Below are 17539 nucleotides of genomic sequence, written 5' to 3'. Positions count from 1 at the left end.
ATCGCCTACAAGAAGAATGTGGACGACATGCGTGAAAGCCCGTCCCTGAAGCTGATCGAGCTGATCGAGGCTCGCGGCGCCCACGTCGATTATTTCGATCCTTACATTCCTGTGATCCCGACGACCCGCGAACATGCAGAACTCGCCGGCCGCCGCTCGGTCGTCCTCGATGCGAAGACGCTCGCCGCGTATGACGCAGTCCTCATTGCCACGGATCACGACAATGTCGACTACAAGCTCGTGGTGGATCACGCCAAGGTCGTCGTCGACACCCGCAATGCCTGTGCTAAGGCCGGCATTCCGGAGGGTCGGGTCATCAAAGCCTGATCTGAGATCACCTGATAACAACGGATAGATAAGGGCAAATAATCATGACAAGCGATGTGCGGGTGGCGGTTGTCGGCTGCGGATACTGGGGCAAGAACCTCGTCCGCAACTTCGCCGAACTCGGCGTCCTGGAAGCCCTGGTCGATGCTCACCAGCCGACGGTCGAGGGGCTGATCGCAAAGCACGGCGGGCGGGCCCTCAGCTTCGAGGAAGCCCTGGTCGACAAGAATGTCCATGCTGTCGCGATCGCAGCTCCCGCCGCCCTACACTACTCCCTTGCAAAGCGGGCCCTCGAAGCTGGCAAGCACGTCTTCGTGGAGAAGCCCCTGTCATTAGAGGTGGCAGAGGCAAAGGAGCTGTGCTCCCTCGCGGAGCGCCTCGATCGCCGCCTCATGGTTGGTCACCTGCTCCAGTATCATCCGGTCTTTCTTGAGCTGAAGAGGCTTGTCCGCGAGGGCAAGCTCGGCCGCCTGCAATACGTCTATTCGAACCGTCTGAATCTCGGGAAGATCCGCCGCGAGGAGGATATCCTGTGGTCCTTCGCGCCACACGATCTTTCCATGATCCTGTCCCTCGTCGGCAGCGAACCGGACAAGGTGGAGGCTGTCGGCGGCTATTACCTGCATGATGCAATTGCAGACGTGACGACCACGCATCTCAGCTTCCCCGGAGGCGAACGGGCGCACGTGTTCGTGTCCTGGCTTCACCCCTTCAAGGAGCAGAAGCTCGTGGTCGTCGGCTCAGACGCCATGGCCGTCTTCGATGATGGCGAGGTTTGGGACCGCAAACTTCTTCTCTATCCGCATAAGGTTGAGTGGAAGGACAATATGCCCGTGCCAGTAAAGGCCGACGCTGTTCCTGTTTCTGTCCCCCAGGACGAGCCTCTGAAGCAGGAATGTCAGCATTTCATCGAGTGCGTGCGCAGCGGTGCAACGCCGCGCACGGACGGCCGCGAAGGTCTGCGAGTTCTGTCGGTGCTGGCCCGTGCTGCCGAATCCCTGCGCCAAGGTCGTTCGAATGGCGCTGCGGTTCCGGCTGCGTCTCCGTCCATCCACGCCAAGCCGCGCGTGGCAAAAGATTACACCGGAGTCACGATCCATGAATCGGCCTATGTGGACACAGGCGTCGAGATCGGCGAAGGCAGCAAGATATGGCACTTCAGCCATATTCTCGGGAATGTGACGCTGGGGAAGAACGTGAATGTCGGCCAGAATGTCATGATCGGGCCGAAGGTGACGGTCGGCAACAACGTCAAGATCCAGAACAACGTTTCCGTTTATGAGGGCGTGACGCTGGAAGACGGTGTGTTCTGCGGCCCCTCCTGCGTATTCACCAATGTGAACAACCCGCGCTCGGAGATCGCCCGCAAGTCTGAATACAGGCCCACTCTGGTCAAGCGCGGGGCCTCCATTGGCGCGAACGCAACAATCGTATGCGGTCATACCCTCGGCGAATACTCGTTCATTGCTGCAGGCGCCGTGGTCGCCAAGGATGTTCCCGCCTTCGCTCTCATGGCCGGTGTTCCCGCCCAACGCATCGGTTGGATGAGCCATGCAGGTGCCAAGCTCGGCCCTGATCTAGTCTGCCCTGAAACCGGTCGTCGCTATCGTGAGGTCGGTCCCGACAAACTTGAGGAGATTGCGTGATGACGGATCCGATTGCTTTCATTGACCTTGCGGCACAGCGCAGGCGTCTGGGCTCCGCTGTCGATGAAGCCGTTCTGCGGGTCATCAACCACGGCGGCTACATCATGGGCCCCGAGGTGAAGACCCTGGAGGCCGATCTTGCTGCCTTCACCGGTGCCAAGCATGTGGTGTCCTGCGCCAACGGCACGGATGCCCTCGGCTTCGTTCTGATGGCGAAAGGCGTGAAGCCGGGCGATGCCGTGATCTGCCCCACCTTCACCTTCGCCGCGACGGCGGAAGTGGTCGCCTGGACCGGCGCAACACCGATCTTTGTCGATGTCCGCGAGGACACTTTCAACATGGACATCGCCAGCCTCGAGGCCGCCGTCAAGACGGCAAAGGACCTCGGTCTGAAGCCTGTCGGCGTGATCCCGGTCGATCTCTTCGGTCTGCCTGCCGACTACGATGCCATCGAGGCCGTGTGCCAGCGTGAGGGCATGTGGGTGCTGTGCGATGCAGCCCAGAGCTTCGGCGCCACTTACAAGGGTCGCAAAGTCGGCTCGATCGGTATGGCGACGTCTACCAGCTTCTTCCCCGCCAAGCCCTTGGGCTGCTATGGCGACGGCGGAGCGGTCTTCACCGATGACGACGAACTCGCTGCGGTGATGCGTTCCATCCGTGTTCACGGCCAGGGCTCGGACAAGTACGACAACGTCCGCATCGGCATGAACGGTCGTCTGGACACGATGCAGGCCGCAATTCTAATCGAGAAGCTGAAGATCTTCCCGAGCGAAGTCGAGGCTCGTGACCGGATTGCAAAGCGCTACAACGACCTTCTGCGCGATGTCGCGATCGTACCGGACACGCCTGAGGGTTACACCTCCGTGTGGGCGCAGTACACGCTGCGTCTGCCGGGCCTGAACCGTGAGCAGTTCCAAGCGGATATGAAGGCGGCCGGGGTCCCCACCATGGTGTACTATCCCAAGCCGCTCCACCAGCAGACCGCCTACAAGAACTACCCCGTGGCCGGGAACGGTCTGCCGGTAGCCGAGCGCCTTGCGGCAGAAGTGGTGAGCCTGCCCATGCATCCCTATCTGGACGAAGCCACTCAGGACCGGATCGTCGCAGCGGTTCGGGGCGCTTTGGCACCGAGGACGGCTGCGGCGTGAAAACCGGCCGTCACCTTCTCTACCTGGCATTGGAAACCCCACGGGAAGGCGAGGCGGCGCACACGCATATCCATGAGATCGTCAAGGGGCTTCGGTCCCTTGGCTGGCAGGTGAGCCTGCTCGCTGCCGACCGAGGCGGCGCCAGTTCGGGGGCCAGCTATTTCAAGCGGCTTCTGGATTACTTGCGCGTGCAATGGGGTATCGTCCGCCGGCTTCGCAGAGCAGACGCTGTCTATATGCGGTCTCACTTTGCCGCTCTACCGGCCTCTCTCATTGCATGGGCAGCCGGCATTCCGGTGTTTCAGGAGATCAATGGTCGGCCGGATGACATCTTTGTCACCTATCCATGGCTCGGTCGGCTTGGAGCCCTGATTCACTGGACCTACCGGATCCAGATGCGGCTGGCCTCTCATGTCTTCGTTGTCACCGAAGGCTTACGTCGCTGGGCGGCCAACGAAAGCCAGCACGACCGCATCAGCATCGTGACCAATGCCGCCAATACCAATCTCTTCACTCCGGAAGGCCCGCGACCGTCGGAGCAGGATCCCTATGTCGTGTTCGTCGGCTCCCTGACAGGTTGGCATGGCATCGGTACGATGATCCGTGCCGCGCGCCTGCCCACGTGGCCGAAGGGTGTGAAGCTGATCATCATCGGCGATGGGGTTGAGCGCGAGCAGCTGCAAAACCTTCCCCCGTCTGAAACGATTTCCTGGTTGGGACGCCTCCCGCAGGCCGAGGCGGCAAATTATGTCCGTGGCTCGATTGCGGCACTGAGCATCACGGAAGATACGACAGACCATCTGACGACCGGGGTCGCCCCGCTGAAATTCTTCGAAGCAATGGCCAGCGGCGTCCCCGTGATCGTGAGCGATATCGCCTTTCAGGCGGATCTGGTCCGCACCAACGATGCCGGGTGGGTGATTCCGATGGCCGATGCCGAGGCGCTGGCCAGTGTTGTTGCGGAGATCGCCTCACGGCCCGACCTCGCCCGCCACCGGGGTCGGAATGGCGTGGCCTACATTCGCCAGCATGGCTCATGGGCCAACCGCGCCGAGATGATCGATGCCATTATAGGGCCCATCATCGATGGTTCGGCCGAGACGGCGGGACGTCATGCGTGAACCCATCGCTATCCTGTCATTCTCGCGGATCGCGCGGGATCAGCGGGTGCTTCGCCAATGCGATCTCGTGGCGAAGATGGGATTGCTTCCCAAGGTCATCGGCTATGCCGCACCTGGCGAGAGCATTGGGCATGATTTCGTTTCATGGCCCCTTCCCGCACCGACCTTCAGCCATCGCATAGGGACGCTGGCGCGTCAGCTTCCTGCTCATCTTGGCAAAGCAGCTGCCATGGCAGGTTTCTGGTCATCGCCACGATATCGCTGGGCTCTCAAGCAGCTGAAAGAAGTTCACCCTCGGCTGGTGATTGCAAATGATTGGCCTGCCCTTGTCGTCGCTGCCCGCTGGAAGGCAGAGAGCGGTGGGCTGATCCATTACGACTCGCACGAATTTGCAACGCTTGAATTCGATGAGCGAGTCTGGTGGCGCTTCGTTTACAAACCCTTCGTGTCTCATCTAGAGAAGGCGGCCATTGGCGCCGCGGACAGCATCAGCACGATCAGCCCCGGGTTGGCGCGGGAGCTGCAGCGTCATTATGGCCTCGATACGCGGCCGGTTGTCATTCGCAGCGTCCCGAACAAGCATGCTCTTCCTCCTGCGTCGGAGACGCAATGGCCTCTGCGTCTGCTCTTCCACGGACAGATTCTTCCGGGGCGGGGCCTTGAAGGCCTGATCGACAGCATCCCCCTGTGGCGTTCGGCCCATCGTCTTATAATCCGCGGAGACGGCAACCCGACCTATCTTGAAGAGCTTCACCGTCGTGCCGCAAACGTGAGCACGAACGGCCAAGTGACGTTCGAGCCAGCCGTTCCTCCTGAAGAGGTAATCCCGGCCGCTGCGCGGAGCGCCGATGTCGGCGTATTCTTTACGCCGCTTCAGACCGTGCAGCACCAATTCACCTTGCCGAATAAGATCTTTGAATATATCGGCGCGGGTCTTGCCGTCGCTGTATCCCCCGGCTCCGATCTCAAGAGCTTGGTCTTGGAGCACGGCATTGGTGTTGTCAGCGCAGATGTGGGACCTGAGGCGATTGCCGCTGCTATCAATGAGCTGGCTCCCGAAACTGTCGATACCTTTCGTATGAAAGCGCGCGAAGCATCGCAGATTCTGTGCTGGGAGCAGGAGCGCAATCGCCTGGGTTCCTGCATCGAGACTTTGCTGACTCGATCGAGCGCTTAACATCCTGGCAAGGCTCAGCGCTCTGATTATCAAGCCACAGTGATGCGGAAGCGGTCGGCCCAGATGCCGAGATTCACGATCCGCCAGAGTGTCGATCCCAAAGCATCGCGTCCTTTGAGAAAGTCATCAAGCATGCGACGTACCCCAGTGCCATTGAGAAGGCCTGGGCAGGTCTCCAGTGTCTTCGCGACACCGTCTTCGATAAGAGGCCGCAAGGGGCCCTTGAGCCAGTTGGATTCCGGCGTCGCAAATCCGAGCTTGTCGCGCCTGTCGCGCACTGCCGGCGGCAGCACATCCGCCAAAGCCTGCCGCAGAACCTTCTTCGTTTCCGCGCCTGCGAGCTTGTGTTCAGCCTCCAGCCCGAGAGCGAACTCGACAATCCGGTGATCCAGGAAGGGGACACGCGCTTCGATGCTGTGCGCCATGCTGTTGCGATCCTCCCACTGCAACAGCATGGGAAGATTGGAGGCATAGGTCATCACATCGCAGAGCGATGCGACATCCGTCGGCGACGGCAGTCCGAGAGATTCGGCTGCGGTTCGCAGTGGCGACGGCTGGCGCCCAATCGCATTCAAAACATCAGTGTCGAGCCATCTGTGTTTCAGGCGCTCACTGTGAACCTTGAACATCACATCCGACAAAGCCCGCGGCGCTAATGCAAAGGCAACCTGTGCGAACTGCGATGCAACGGCACGCCCTTGCTCCCGCCGGCGCGCCATGATCGTGGACAGAAATGCTCCCAACCGGATCTGACGCACAAGGTGAGCAAGGTGGTATGGATAGCAGAAGTGATATCCGGCCAGAATTTCATCCGAACCCTGCCCATCCAGCATGACCTTGATCCCGGTGCGTTGCGCTTCAGCGAACACGCACCATTGCGCAATGATCGATGTCGAGGCGAAAGGCTCATCCTGGTGCCAAGTTATGAGGTTGGCATGATCGATCACATCTTCCGGTTTTGGAAAGACGAAGTGCGGTGTCGCATCGGTGGCGCTGACGACGGCATCCATGTATGGTTTTTCGTCAACGGACTTGTCAGTGAAGCATGCAGAGACCGTATGCAGTCCCTGGTGCTCCTCCGGCAGAATGCGGGACATCAGTCCAACAATGGCGGACGAGTCCAGGCCACCCGATAGGCACGCCCCGACAGGAACATCTGCCCGCAGGTGCAGACGAATGGACTGCTCCATCAACTCGCGGAACGTCTCAGCCGCCTCGTCGCTGCTCATCGAGGGAACCGATGCTCTGCGCATGTCATGCCAGCGACGCACGGTTATACGAACGCGGGCGCTGTCTTGCGCATCCACCACGGCCCATTCGCCACCACGCAGCTGACGGATGCCGGCATACATGGTTTCAGCCGTGTGATTGCTGATCCCACCGACAAGAAAGTCGTGCACGCGAGGCAGGTTCATCCGGCGCTCGCCGCCCGGCAGATCGAGGAGTTGCTTGATTTCGGATGCAAAGGCGACTCCGCCCTGCCCTTCTACCCAATACAGAGGTTTGATGCCGAACCTGTCGCGCACGGCGAAGAGCTGCTTTTCCTTGTCATCCCATATGACGAAGGCAAACATCCCCACAAGGCGCTGAAGCGCGTGTTCTCCCCAGCGTCGCCATGCAGCGAGCAGCACTTCGGTATCGGTATGGGTGCGGAATGAATCGCCAAGAGCGATCAGCTCCTCACGGAGTTCGCGATAATTGTAGATCTCTCCGTTATAGGTCAGCAGGAATCGTCCGCTTGGGTCGGAGAAAGGTTGCCGCCCAGCCTCGCTCGTATCGATGATTGCAAGCCGCCGATGACCAAGAGCAACGGGCCCTGCAGGCGAGGACCGCGTCTCCCATCCTTCTCCATCCGGGCCGCGATGGGCTACGATCGAGATCCGTTCGCGCTCAGGTGCGAAGCCAACGGAGGCGAATATTCCACACATTCGAAACCTTCAATTCGTCATTCTGTATGCATAAGCTAAGCGGCAGAGGCCCAACAGTCCGCCTTGCACGCCCTAGCCGCGCCTCATGGCTTTCACCAATCGCGATCCAACGAAGCGGGCAGTCCGCAAAATGCCCTCCTCCGAGGTTTTTTCACGCAGGAAGCGAACCCGCTCGGCAAAGACCGGACCAAGGATAGAGTTCAGCCGAATTCCTGTCTTGAAATTGATCTGCGCCAAGTGGCGCCCATATCGCGCTTCAAATTCGATGTCATCAAGCCGCTGGGCCATGGCCGCACTATCCCTTGCAGCAGGCGTCACCGGCTTCGCCGCGCTCAGAAGACCACGATAAACGTTCTGGATCTTTCTTTCCTGGGCTTCCCAGGAATACTCTTCAATCAATTCATCAGTGATGTTTGAACGGAGGCGCTCAACGTCACCCAGAGCCCGTTTGATGGCACTCGTGCAGGAATCAACATCCTGGGCGACAAACGTTGCACCAATGTTGTTACGCTCGACGAATTGCTTCATCGCCGCCACATCGCTCACGACAATCGGCAGCCTGGCATGAAGATACTCGAACATCTTGTTCGGCATCGCCACTTCCCCGTTGGGGTAGTGAACCAAGCCGTGAATTCCAACATCCGCTGTGCGAACAAACGTCGTGACCTGATGGCTCGGCACATATGGGAGGAGATGGATCCGGTGACCGAAGCCGGCCTTTGAGGCTCTCGCTTTAAGTCCCTCGACATATGATCCCTGGCTGACAAAGCAGAGATGCACCCCATCCAATTTCATGACCGCGTCTAGGATGGTGTCGCAGCCCCGCAGTCGCGTGGCGCGGCCAACATACGCGACGAGTGGATCGGTGGGCGCAAGCCCTAACGTCGATCGGATGTCCGGACCGGACTCCTCAAACGTGCTTTTGTTCGGAGCGTTGTAGGTCACGGTCGGACGCGTTACCAACGCGTAGCGACTCTCGAGCTCATCGGCCAGTGGCTCACTGACGGTAAAGAGATAATCGGCCTTGTGGAGATATTCACGTTCATAGCCAAGGCATGTCGGCATGTAGTTCGCGGCCTCCCCGGTGAGCCCGGCCACGAACTCATGCACGTCATGGACCCAGGGTACCGCGCGGCCACTCATCGTCATGGCCTGGGCCGTAGCTGCTCCGAGCTTGAGGCCGATCATGTCATGAGAATGCAATAAGTCTGGCTCGAGGCTTACGATCTCAGGGATCAGCGCCTGCAAATGTCCGCCGACCAGCAGACGGAGGTCTCTTGCCGAAGCCCCCCCCCATAGGCCGTACTTCATCATTTCGGTCGCGAAATGCGGAAGGAGAACGACCGGAACCCCTTCGATTTCCTGCCTCACCACGTCTGGTGAAAAGGCGACCCCAACGATAGTTGCTCTGTAGCCGGCATTGATAGCCGCCTGAGCCGTCTTGATGACCCGGCTGTCTCCCTCGACCGCATTCATCACGATCGATACGACATGAGGTTGGCGCGACACGGCTATTCTCCGGATATACATTGCGGCCTGATAGCGAGGATTGCCTTGAATTGAAATGAAAACTTCGCCACTCGAAACCGCCTAGACTGCGTCAGCTTGCTCGTTATGATATGTCATACCATTAAAGAGGTAAGTCACCAAACGGCGATGCTCGCTTAGAACCCGTTCCGAAAAGGATTGAGTGTTCGCCGACGGCGTGATTCCGAGAGGGTACTGAAACCTGACCTGGAGGCCCGCGATATGGCCCCAGACCAATCGGCGGAGTCTCGCCGCTATGGGTGCGTTTTAAGCCCGATTTGACCGATGTCGAGAGGACGCTGATCGCGCTGCCCCCTGCCCGAGCCGCATGCTCGGGGACGCCCGCGGCGCTGACCCGCCTGCGAGACCCTAAACGCAATCTTCTACGTGATGCGCGGCAGATTGCCGGGCGGCTCTTGCGCTCTGATCAGCCGCCGCCTGGACAGGCTCCAGCCCAGGTCCCCTCGATCCACATCGAGATCGTTAAAGCCGCCCGATCAGGTCGACTTTACGGTGCACCCACGCCGCTGGGTCGTGGAACGGTTCTTCGCGTGGATCAGCTGCAACCGGCGTGGAAAGATCCGGAGGCGACGCTCTCTTCAGTTCGAGCCTTCTTCTATGCCGCTTCCGTCATGCTCCTCGTCCGTCGCTTGGGACGGCACTCATGATTTACAGGACAGCCTCTTAGTCTGCGTTGGCGGAGCATCATCAGGAAACGCTCGTAGGAATATGAAACCTGAAGTAGGAACCTTCTTCAACTTTGTTCGTTTCCGAGCAGATGGATTCTTTCCAAAGATTCTCGGAGTAAATCCGTGCCCACAACAATTGCCATCGAGTCGAAACCTGTCGACCTGTTCGGAGTGACAACTCCGTACGACCATCTCTACCTCGTAAAGACCGTCACAGATGACTCCGGAAACGTTATTGACGAGAGAGTCATCCGAGGTAACTTGGGAGACGATGGAGACTTGGAAGCTGAGGCGAATATCAGCTTGGCGAGCTCCGAAGATGCCCGCGGTTCCGCTACGCCAGCACAGCGACATCACACTGTTCTCGATCTCAACGGGCGCGATCCGGACGAAGTATGGAACCTGATGGTGCAGCATGCCATGAATATTGACATGGCCCATCTGCAGTATGGCGTCGAAGCTCCAGATTTTGAAATCGACTTTGGCGGTGAGGTCAACAGCAACACCGTTGTTGCCTCAACGCTCCATGCTGTCGGAATCAATCTGGCGCAAAACCTGCCGGCAGGTATCGAGCCGAACGATGTACCTCTCTATGACAGGCTGGGTGCCATGTTCGTCGACGATGCTCTGCTCGGTGGAGCACAGAATGATCTCATCTTCGGCGGTGTCGGCAACGACACGATCAATGGGGGTGCCGGCAATGATCGCCTCTATGGTGAGGTCGGTGCTGATTTTCTTATCGGCGGATCCGGTAATGATGTGCTCAATGGAGGCCTTGGAGCTGACCGTTTGAATGGCGGCACAGGAAACGACACTTACTACCTCGACAACTCGCTCGACCGGGTCATCGAAACAAGCACGAGTGTCTCAGGCGGCATTGATACAATTATTACCACGGTAAGTTTTAGCCTGACCGGCCGCAGCGAGGCGAGCGGGGTAGAGAACCTCGTGCTCCGGAGCACGGGCGATTTGATCGGTCGCGGCAATGATCTTGGGAACAAGATCTTTGGCAATAGCGGCGACAACAATCTCGCCGGCCAAGCTGGGAATGATCAGCTCACGGGCGCCAGTGGCAATGATACACTTTATGGTGGAGCCGGAAATGACGTTCTGCGCGGCGGAGATGGTGATGACCGCCTGACTGGAAGCGGCGGCAGAGATCTGCTTCTGGGCGGCGCGGGACGCGACACCTTTGTCTTCAATAGTGTCGCGGAGAGCTCTGCCGATACGGTTAACTGGGACCATATCCTTGACTTCGGGCCCACGGATCGCATCGACCTTAGTGCGATTGATGCCAATCTCCTTGTGGCAGGCGATCAGTCCTTCACGCTGATCGGCTCTGGTGCATTTACAGGAGCAGGGCAACTCCGCTTTGAAAGCGATGCCACCGGAAACACAGTCGTGCAAGCCAACGTGAACGGCGACCTTGATGCAGAGCTTCAAGTTTTGCTTCGAAACTATACGCAGGTCGTCACCAGTGGGAATTTCATATTGTAGGCCTTCTGGTTGACAGCACACATGGTTTGCTGAGAGCGACGGCTGAAAATGCCCCTTGCAGAGGCGGGCATGGTTTGCGCGCCGTCGGCTGGAATAGGCTTCAGGACTTGTGGGAGCGAAGCACCCATTGCTCTCTATAGGCCCGGATGAATGGGATCTCCCGCCCAAGCCCAAGGACATGAGGTGGGTGACCGATTTGCGGTGGGTCAGGTGCTATAATTCGGCCGAGAACCCACTGGATGCCCAACCATTCCTAGCAGCGGCCCCTGATGCAGGAGCACACCTGCTCTCAATCCCCTTAATGTTCGTGCAACTGGGAAGGATCAGTTCCGAGCGCCACTCATTCTAGGAAAATCAGTAGCGTTCAACAATCACCTTGCGCTGACCATTCGGCCCTGTGAATGTGCGTCGCGTTACCCTGCTTCCATCAGGTTGCCGGAACTCCTCTCGAATTATTGGTCCATATGGGCCACGCTCCACAGCCCGAACATAGGTGCGGCCTGTATAAGGGTTAGTAGACCGGGTCACGCGCTTCACTCGTCCGCGACGTCCATATTCGAGATACCGCTCCTGATAAGTCGGCCCTCTATCGTAGCGCCGCTCTACATCGGAATAGCCGCGACCCGGAATTGGGCCGTACCCTCCCCCATAGCCTTCATCGAAGTAGGCCTGCGAATTAGCCGAACTGGACGCAGCAATGCCGACCAACATGTATCCTAGAAGGCATGCAACAGACTTGCTCATGCGAACCTCCTGTTTCTAAAACTGCAAAGATAACGTGTGGAACAACAGCAACAGTTCCCGGCAAACGGTTGAGGCGGGTTTATCCAGGACAAATTCACCTGGATTCGGACGGTTTCTATAACCTGACTAGTGGGGAGCATTACGAGCGTCAGCGTTCCTGCTACGCTCCTCGTGAAGGTTGCTCAGACATCGAACTTCAATGACGTTGCCCTGTTCAAGAGCTTCTCGGCTGGCAAGGACACCATCATTGGGAACACTACTCGCGACGTCATCGACAGGTATGGCGGCAACGACGCAATCGTGGGCGGAAATGGGAATGACACCATCATCGGCGGCACTGGCCAGAGCGCTTCGGCTGGTAGTGCCGACTACGATGTGTTCCGCTTCGACTTTGTGTCGCACAGCACAAGGAACAGCCCAGACAAGATCACCGCCTTTCAGCGTGGCCGGGATGCGATTGATCTGTCCCGCATGGATGCCGACCCAGACACAGCTGGCAACCACACGTCAGATTCGTCGGGTCTAAGGCTTTCACGGGAGATGATGGCCAACTCCGAACCGAGAACGAATACGTTCATGGCGACTTAAATGGTGATAAAATTGGTAGTCTTGTCATCAGTGCCGATGTCCTTGTGGGATCCTGCCCCATATTCCGGCAGAGGTGCTCGGCGGCTTAAGCGTGAGCCTTCATTCCCGTATAGCTAGTCTTGGGAAACCTTGAGGGCTTCGGACTGTCGTCTTCGAGCCGTGCCCGGGGATTGAGTGTCTTGGCCAAGGGCTGATCGATACCAGTCGCGACCCTCTTTCATGTATTCGGAAGCCTCACGTCCTCGCCGCTCTGCCCTCTCAAGAGCCTTGGCCAGCAGGCGCTGCCCCTTAACAAGAGCTTGGCTGTCCGGTACGCAGGCTCCCACCTCAGTGAGGATTTTTAGCGCTTCTTGCTCAAGCCGTTTGTCCGCCCTTGTAACGGTCCCTTAAACAATACCGAGAACAGCTGCAGCTTGACCCTTGTTCCAGAGAGCTGCTGTTTCATGTCCTGGTAACCTAGGCCGTGGTGCAGCCAAGCGTTGGCAGAATCGGGAGCGGCAGCATGGAAGCTGGGACTGATCCTGAATCAACAAGACCCGAGAGCTTCGGCTGAGCTTATTGGGTCAAGCGTTCTCTTCCTGTTCTCTTTGACGCGGCACGAGGCTTTCCAAAAAATCAGATGCAAATAGTTGATACCAAACCGTTGTCAGTTGCTCCCTCTTCTCATACTAGTCTGCGCTCCTTTGCCAGAACGATATCCAATCGTTCATAGAAATGTGCCAGGCCGCGAATTCTTGCTTTAATCACGCATTGTACGTGCGACCTCATCTGCGAGTCGAGATTTCTTGAATCACAATGACCGAGTGGGTACAGATACAATGTTCGCGAACGGTAGAGAGATATGATTCCTAACGCCAGCTTGAGTGGCTCAGAAGATCACGAGCCCGCCCACATCGTTTCCCTGGTCATGAATGGCGTTATCGGTGACAGCCGGCTCATCAAAACAGCCAAGGCTGCCGAGTCGGCTGGATATCGGGCAACTATTGTCGGGATTGGTAACGACACCGCGCCGTCTCGGATCGAGGTAGAAGGAATTCAGGTCATCCTTGTTCCAAGCGGGGTGCTGGACCTGAAGAAGGAGAACCTGTGGCCCGCCGACAAGGAGAAGCGCCAATTATGGCTTCTCGTAGAGAGCACCCTTAAGGCGATGGCTCCAGTTGTGGAAGAGTTGGCCCCCTCTCTGATCCATTCTCATGACATGCTGGGTCTGAGATTAGGCGCGGCAATCTCGCGAGGGTTGGCAGCAAAGGGGAAGATTGTTCCTTGGATTCATGATCTACATGAATTCGTCGTCGGACTGACCACCGTCCCCGAGAACTATCGCCTTTCGAGCATCGAATATGAAAGACGCTATCTCCGGCAAGCCGACCACCTTGTCACCGTGAGTGGGCGGTTGGCTCAGGAGGTTCAGTCGATCTACCATCTACGGAAGGGTCCTACCGTCGTCTACAATACGCCCGAGGCACGACAGGAAACTGACGATACAAAGCCTGACGTGAGATCCTCTCTTGGGCTCTCTCCCGATATTCCATTGGTGGTCTACATCGGGGTGGCCAAGAAAGAGAGGGGATGCGAAACGATCGTTTCGGCTGTCTCGAGCCTACCAGGCGTTCATCTCTGTTTTGTCAGCGACAGCAAATACGTCTCGTCTCTGCGAAATATGGCAGACACATTGGGGATGGGTGACCGCTTCCATTCACTCCCCTACGTTCCTGGTGCGGAGGTGACATCCTTTATTCGCACGGCGGATATCGGCACTCACGGCCTTATTCACTACCCGAATGGTGAAGTGGCCATGCCGAATAAAATGTTCGAGTATCTTCATGCCGGGCTACCTGTAGTAGTCAGCGATGTCGCCGAGATGAAACGCTTCGTCGACACGTATGGGATCGGTGCCGTCTTTGAGGCCGAGAACAGCATCTCGTGCGCAAACGCGATAAGCTTAGTGCTGCGGGAAAAGGCAAAGTACACAGCCAACATTACACCAGCTCTCAAAAGTGAATTTTCATGGCAGAGACAAGCCGAAAAGCTCAAGGCGATTTATAATGAGATCCTCGGCCATACATCGAAGTCCCGAGTTCTCCTGATCTCGAGAACGTCGGAGAGCCTAGCAGAGCTTAGAACTAATTTGTCGGAACGTGGACTCATGGCTGATGTTGCAGTTGTGAGTGCTGAGTCCCCTGAAGACGAGTGCGATTTCTATTGTGACCCTACAACATTGGGTGACCGAGCTGGAGTTCTCTCCCGGCTTGCCGCTAAATATGACTCGTTCGTGATTCATAGTGATGTCAGCTGGCCCAGCGCCCTTGATCGAATGGCCCTGCTGGCAGCTGGCAAAGCTGTGGTCGGGCTCGGGACTGCAGAAGAGTTTCCCGCAGGAACGGCAAGCGCCTTGCTCTCGCACGTGACACCAGTGGATGAGTTAGTGACGCATTGTAAAACGCCGATCGCAGGATCGAGCCCTCTTCTGTTACGGCAAACTGAGCTACGTCAACTGGAGCATGACGAGACAATAACAGATATGATCGTCAGCCGTGGACGGCTTGAAGCGCATCTATCCAAGAGAGAGGGTAAAGCCACCGTCCAAGCAAAGATCCAGCCCAAAATGCACAGGAAATTGATTTCGCTGGTGAGATCTCGCGCTCGGCGCTACCAACCTTTGGTCAGCTTCGTTGCCGCCATGCGCAGGAAGCTGCCTGGGCCTCTCTCCCGATAAAGCTGGTAAAGCTTCTTCCAGTAGAGTGGTGTCAGGCGGCTCGGCCTGCCTGGAGAGGAATCCCGAGCCTGAGCATCCGCAAGAAGAGCCAAGCCTATCCCTTCCTGACTCTCGTTGATTTCCATATAGGCGCGCAAATCTATTCTGGCAGGACGGGAAAGAACGTGCTCGTAGAGTGCGGCGCAAGACTCGGCCACCAAACGAGCATCATGGTTTTCTCGGCAAAACGCATGTCCTCTTTCGGCGACTTCGGCCCGCAGATGAGATGAAGTGATGAGTTTCCGCAGAACGGGGACAATCGTCTGAGGGTTGGCGACCGTCACCGGTGGCGCATCTCCAAAGGTGTGCAGGAGATCGTCGCGAATATAGGAGACAACCGCCTTACCAAGCGCCATTCCCTCCGTGGCAAGAACACCGTACCAGCCGATACGGAGCTGATCGACGATGATATCACAGCTCTCATAGATATTCCGCGCCTCGTTCTGAGGCATGTTCTCTACGAGTTGGAAATCGAACTGAAGCCCTTCGGCTTTGAGGGTTTGGACCGCAGACAGAATGTGACGTGTACCCTTAACGCCCTGACGGCTGGGAGCATGTACGATCAGCGGGCGCTCCCGCTGCGGAAGTCCAACATAGCTCCAGTCGGCCATGTCGATGGCACGCGGAATGACCTTTGCACCAGGCACATAAGAGAGGAGTTCAGGATCGGTAACAACCATCTCGTCAGCGATGGATCGGCAAAGATCGATGTAGAGGCGCTGGCCAGCCTCTGGAAATCGTGCGACGAGCCCCTCGGGATCATCGGCGACGTAGTTGTAAGGACTTGCAACCTGAAAGACACTCGGTAATCGAACTTCGCTTCCGCGAAAATGAATCACGATTCTTTTCCCGGCAGCCTTCAGCGCCAGGAGGTCCGTGCCCATCGGGAAAACCGGCAGGCCTTGAGTATAGAATGGCGTGATCGCGTGAATATGGATGATATCGAAGTCGCCTCCAAGTTCGGCCAGAACTCGACGCATCGTCGTTCGCGATGCATCCGGGAAATGGAAGTCTGCCGGATAACCGAACCGGTTATGGCCGACGATCACATTGGCGGCATCGACACCGATCTCACGTAAACCGCGTGCGATGAGTCCCGGCTGACCAGCAGACGCTTGAAAGCCGTGCAGTACCTTGTAGCGGCGTGCACTCATAACTGCGCGTCCCTCAGGAGTTCCAGGATCCTCTTGGCAGCGTCACCCGTGCCATATTCCTGGATCTCGCGCCGCGGGCGGTATTCTTCCTGGTGCCACAGCCGATTCCACCCGTTGTCGATAGTTTCAACCCACTCGGTCTCGGAGCGTAGAGTGATGCAAGGCACCCGGTGGAAATAGGCTTCCTTCTGAACGCCTCCCGAATCCGTTGCCACGACGCTCGCATTGCTGAGCAGCATGTGCATATCGAGATAGCCGACTGGATCAATCAATTTCAGCTGCGAGCCGGTCCCTTCGATACCAGCATCCGCCAGGGCTTTGCGCGTCCGCGGGTGGAGCGGCAAGACGAGAGGAACTTCTTCGGAGAGACCGACGAGGAAGGCAATCGCCTTGCGCAGCGCATCCGGGCTGTCCGTATTCTCGGCACGATGCAGAGTAGCCACGCCATAACCTTTCGGTTCAAGGGACAGCGCCTCCAGGATGCGGGAGTGCCTTGCGGCAATAGAAGTCAATCTCAAGGTTGCGTCGTACATCAGGTCTCCGACCTGATGGACACCCTTGGTAATACCCTCGTTGGTCAGGTTCTCGATGGCCGCCGAGGTCGGGCATAGAAGAAGCGAGCTGATATGGTCGACCAACACCCGATTGACCTCCTCGGGCATCTTGCGGTTGAAGGATCGCAGGCCGGCTTCCACATGAACGACCGGGATGTGCAACTTGGCAGCCACAAGCCCCCCTGCGAGGGTAGAGTTCGTATCGCCGTAGACCAGAACGGCATCGGGGCGATCTTGCATGAGAATGGCCTCGATCGCCTCCATCATGCGCCCGGTCATCTGGCCATGAGGGCCGCCGTGAATATCGAGTTGATAGGCTGGCTTCGGCAGCCCTAATTCACGGAAGAACACGCCCGACATGTTCTCGTCGAAATGTTGGCCCGTGTGGATACACACCTCCTTCAGTTGCCCTGAATTGGCAATTTCAAGAGATAAAGGTGCGGCCTTGATGAATTGGGGCCGCGCGCCGATGACCGTTGCAATTTTTTTCATGATGGGATGTGCTGTTCGATCCAAAAATCGACTGATGGAAGCCTATCGCCCGATAGATAGTAGAGACCTCATGCTCTTACTAGCTAATTGGCTTGTACACCGTCTGAATTCTACCTCAATCTGAAGGGCGGCGGCAAAAAAGCAGGCTATTTTGTTTCATGTTAACACGTCAATTGCTCTTTGCATATGTAC

At 57.5% G+C, this 17539-nt stretch carries 12 protein-coding genes and 1 pseudogene; 9 read left to right on the top strand and 4 right to left on the bottom strand.

What is annotated here, in order from left to right; all coding sequences use genetic code 11:
• The 5 genes from ACUXUR_RS07195 to ACUXUR_RS07175 form a co-directional block, all read left to right on the top strand.
• A partial coding sequence (locus ACUXUR_RS07195) for a UDP binding domain-containing protein (protein ID WP_445501653.1) occupies positions 1-327 on the top strand: 327 nt, incomplete at its 5' end.
• Between the two features lie 44 nt (positions 328-371).
• Positions 372-1973 carry a Gfo/Idh/MocA family oxidoreductase gene (locus ACUXUR_RS07190; RefSeq protein ID WP_445501652.1) on the top strand — a complete coding sequence of 534 codons (1602 nt, stop codon included), beginning with the start codon at positions 372-374 and terminating at the stop codon, positions 1971-1973.
• The gene (locus tag ACUXUR_RS07185) at positions 1973-3121 is read left to right on the top strand and encodes a DegT/DnrJ/EryC1/StrS family aminotransferase (protein ID WP_445501651.1); all 1149 of its coding nucleotides are present in this window, start codon (positions 1973-1975) and stop codon (positions 3119-3121) included. The genes ACUXUR_RS07190 and ACUXUR_RS07185 overlap by 1 nt, the downstream gene beginning before the upstream one ends.
• Entirely contained in the window at positions 3118-4242 is a 1125-nt protein-coding gene (locus ACUXUR_RS07180; RefSeq protein WP_445501650.1) for a glycosyltransferase family 4 protein, read from the top strand. The genes ACUXUR_RS07185 and ACUXUR_RS07180 overlap by 4 nt, the downstream gene beginning before the upstream one ends.
• Positions 4235-5419 carry a glycosyltransferase gene (locus tag ACUXUR_RS07175; protein ID WP_445501649.1) on the top strand — a complete coding sequence of 395 codons (1185 nt, stop codon included), beginning with the start codon at positions 4235-4237 and terminating at the stop codon, positions 5417-5419. Before ACUXUR_RS07180 ends, ACUXUR_RS07175 begins: the two co-directional genes overlap by 8 nt.
• Before the next feature lie 29 nt (positions 5420-5448).
• Here the strand turns inward: ACUXUR_RS07175 and asnB are convergent, their stop codons facing one another.
• Complete coding sequence (asnB, locus tag ACUXUR_RS07170) at positions 5449-7347, bottom strand: asparagine synthase (glutamine-hydrolyzing) (protein ID WP_445501648.1); 1899 nt, start codon at positions 7345-7347, stop codon at positions 5449-5451.
• A 72-nt stretch (positions 7348-7419) separates the two neighbouring features.
• On the bottom strand, positions 7420-8856 hold the full coding sequence (locus ACUXUR_RS07165; protein WP_445501647.1) for a glycosyltransferase family 4 protein: 1437 nt from the start codon (positions 8854-8856) through the stop codon (positions 7420-7422).
• 482 nt (positions 8857-9338) lie between these two features.
• Between ACUXUR_RS07165 and ACUXUR_RS07160 the strand changes: the two are divergent.
• The 4 genes and pseudogenes from ACUXUR_RS07160 to ACUXUR_RS07145 form a co-directional block, all read left to right on the top strand.
• A pseudogene (locus ACUXUR_RS07160) lies at positions 9339-9542 on the top strand (IS5/IS1182 family transposase); the annotation flags it as partial.
• Between the two features lie 144 nt (positions 9543-9686).
• Entirely contained in the window at positions 9687-11060 is a 1374-nt protein-coding gene (locus ACUXUR_RS07155; RefSeq protein ID WP_445501646.1) for a calcium-binding protein, read from the top strand.
• A gap of 915 nt (positions 11061-11975) precedes the next feature.
• Positions 11976-12392, top strand: a complete 417-nt coding sequence (locus ACUXUR_RS07150) for a M10 family metallopeptidase C-terminal domain-containing protein (RefSeq protein WP_445501645.1) — start codon at positions 11976-11978, stop codon at positions 12390-12392.
• A gap of 841 nt (positions 12393-13233) precedes the next feature.
• Positions 13234-15108, top strand: coding sequence for a glycosyltransferase family 4 protein (locus ACUXUR_RS07145; protein WP_445501644.1), 1875 nt, complete (start codon positions 13234-13236; stop codon positions 15106-15108).
• Here ACUXUR_RS07145 and ACUXUR_RS07140 read toward each other — a convergent pair.
• The gene (locus ACUXUR_RS07140; RefSeq protein ID WP_445501643.1) at positions 15042-16301 is read right to left on the bottom strand and encodes a glycosyltransferase; all 1260 of its coding nucleotides are present in this window, start codon (positions 16299-16301) and stop codon (positions 15042-15044) included. The two genes, ACUXUR_RS07145 and ACUXUR_RS07140, sit on opposite strands and share 67 nt — an antisense overlap.
• The gene (gene wecB, locus ACUXUR_RS07135) at positions 16298-17347 is read right to left on the bottom strand and encodes a non-hydrolyzing UDP-N-acetylglucosamine 2-epimerase (protein ID WP_445501642.1); all 1050 of its coding nucleotides are present in this window, start codon (positions 17345-17347) and stop codon (positions 16298-16300) included. Before wecB ends, ACUXUR_RS07140 begins: the two co-directional genes overlap by 4 nt.
• Between the last annotated feature and the right edge of the window lie 192 nt (positions 17348-17539).

The organism is Microvirga medicaginis (genome assembly GCF_052658925.1).
This window is presented reverse-complemented; position numbering and strand designations above follow the sequence as displayed.

What these genes read in the sequence shown, in the direction of transcription:
- ACUXUR_RS07175 (WP_445501649.1), top strand. Translation starts at nt 4,235, where the DNA reads ATGCGTGAACCCATCGCTATCCTGTCATTCTCGCGGATCGCGCGGGAT.
- ACUXUR_RS07145 (WP_445501644.1), top strand. Translation starts at nt 13,234, where the DNA reads ATGATTCCTAACGCCAGCTTGAGTGGCTCAGAAGATCACGAGCCCGCC.
- ACUXUR_RS07190 (WP_445501652.1), top strand. Translation starts at nt 372, where the DNA reads ATGACAAGCGATGTGCGGGTGGCGGTTGTCGGCTGCGGATACTGGGGC.
- asnB (WP_445501648.1), bottom strand. Translation starts at nt 7,347, where the DNA reads ATGTGTGGAATATTCGCCTCCGTTGGCTTCGCACCTGAGCGCGAACGG.
- ACUXUR_RS07140 (WP_445501643.1), bottom strand. Translation starts at nt 16,301, where the DNA reads ATGAGTGCACGCCGCTACAAGGTACTGCACGGCTTTCAAGCGTCTGCT.
- ACUXUR_RS07185 (WP_445501651.1), top strand. Translation starts at nt 1,973, where the DNA reads ATGACGGATCCGATTGCTTTCATTGACCTTGCGGCACAGCGCAGGCGT.
- wecB (WP_445501642.1), bottom strand. Translation starts at nt 17,347, where the DNA reads ATGAAAAAAATTGCAACGGTCATCGGCGCGCGGCCCCAATTCATCAAG.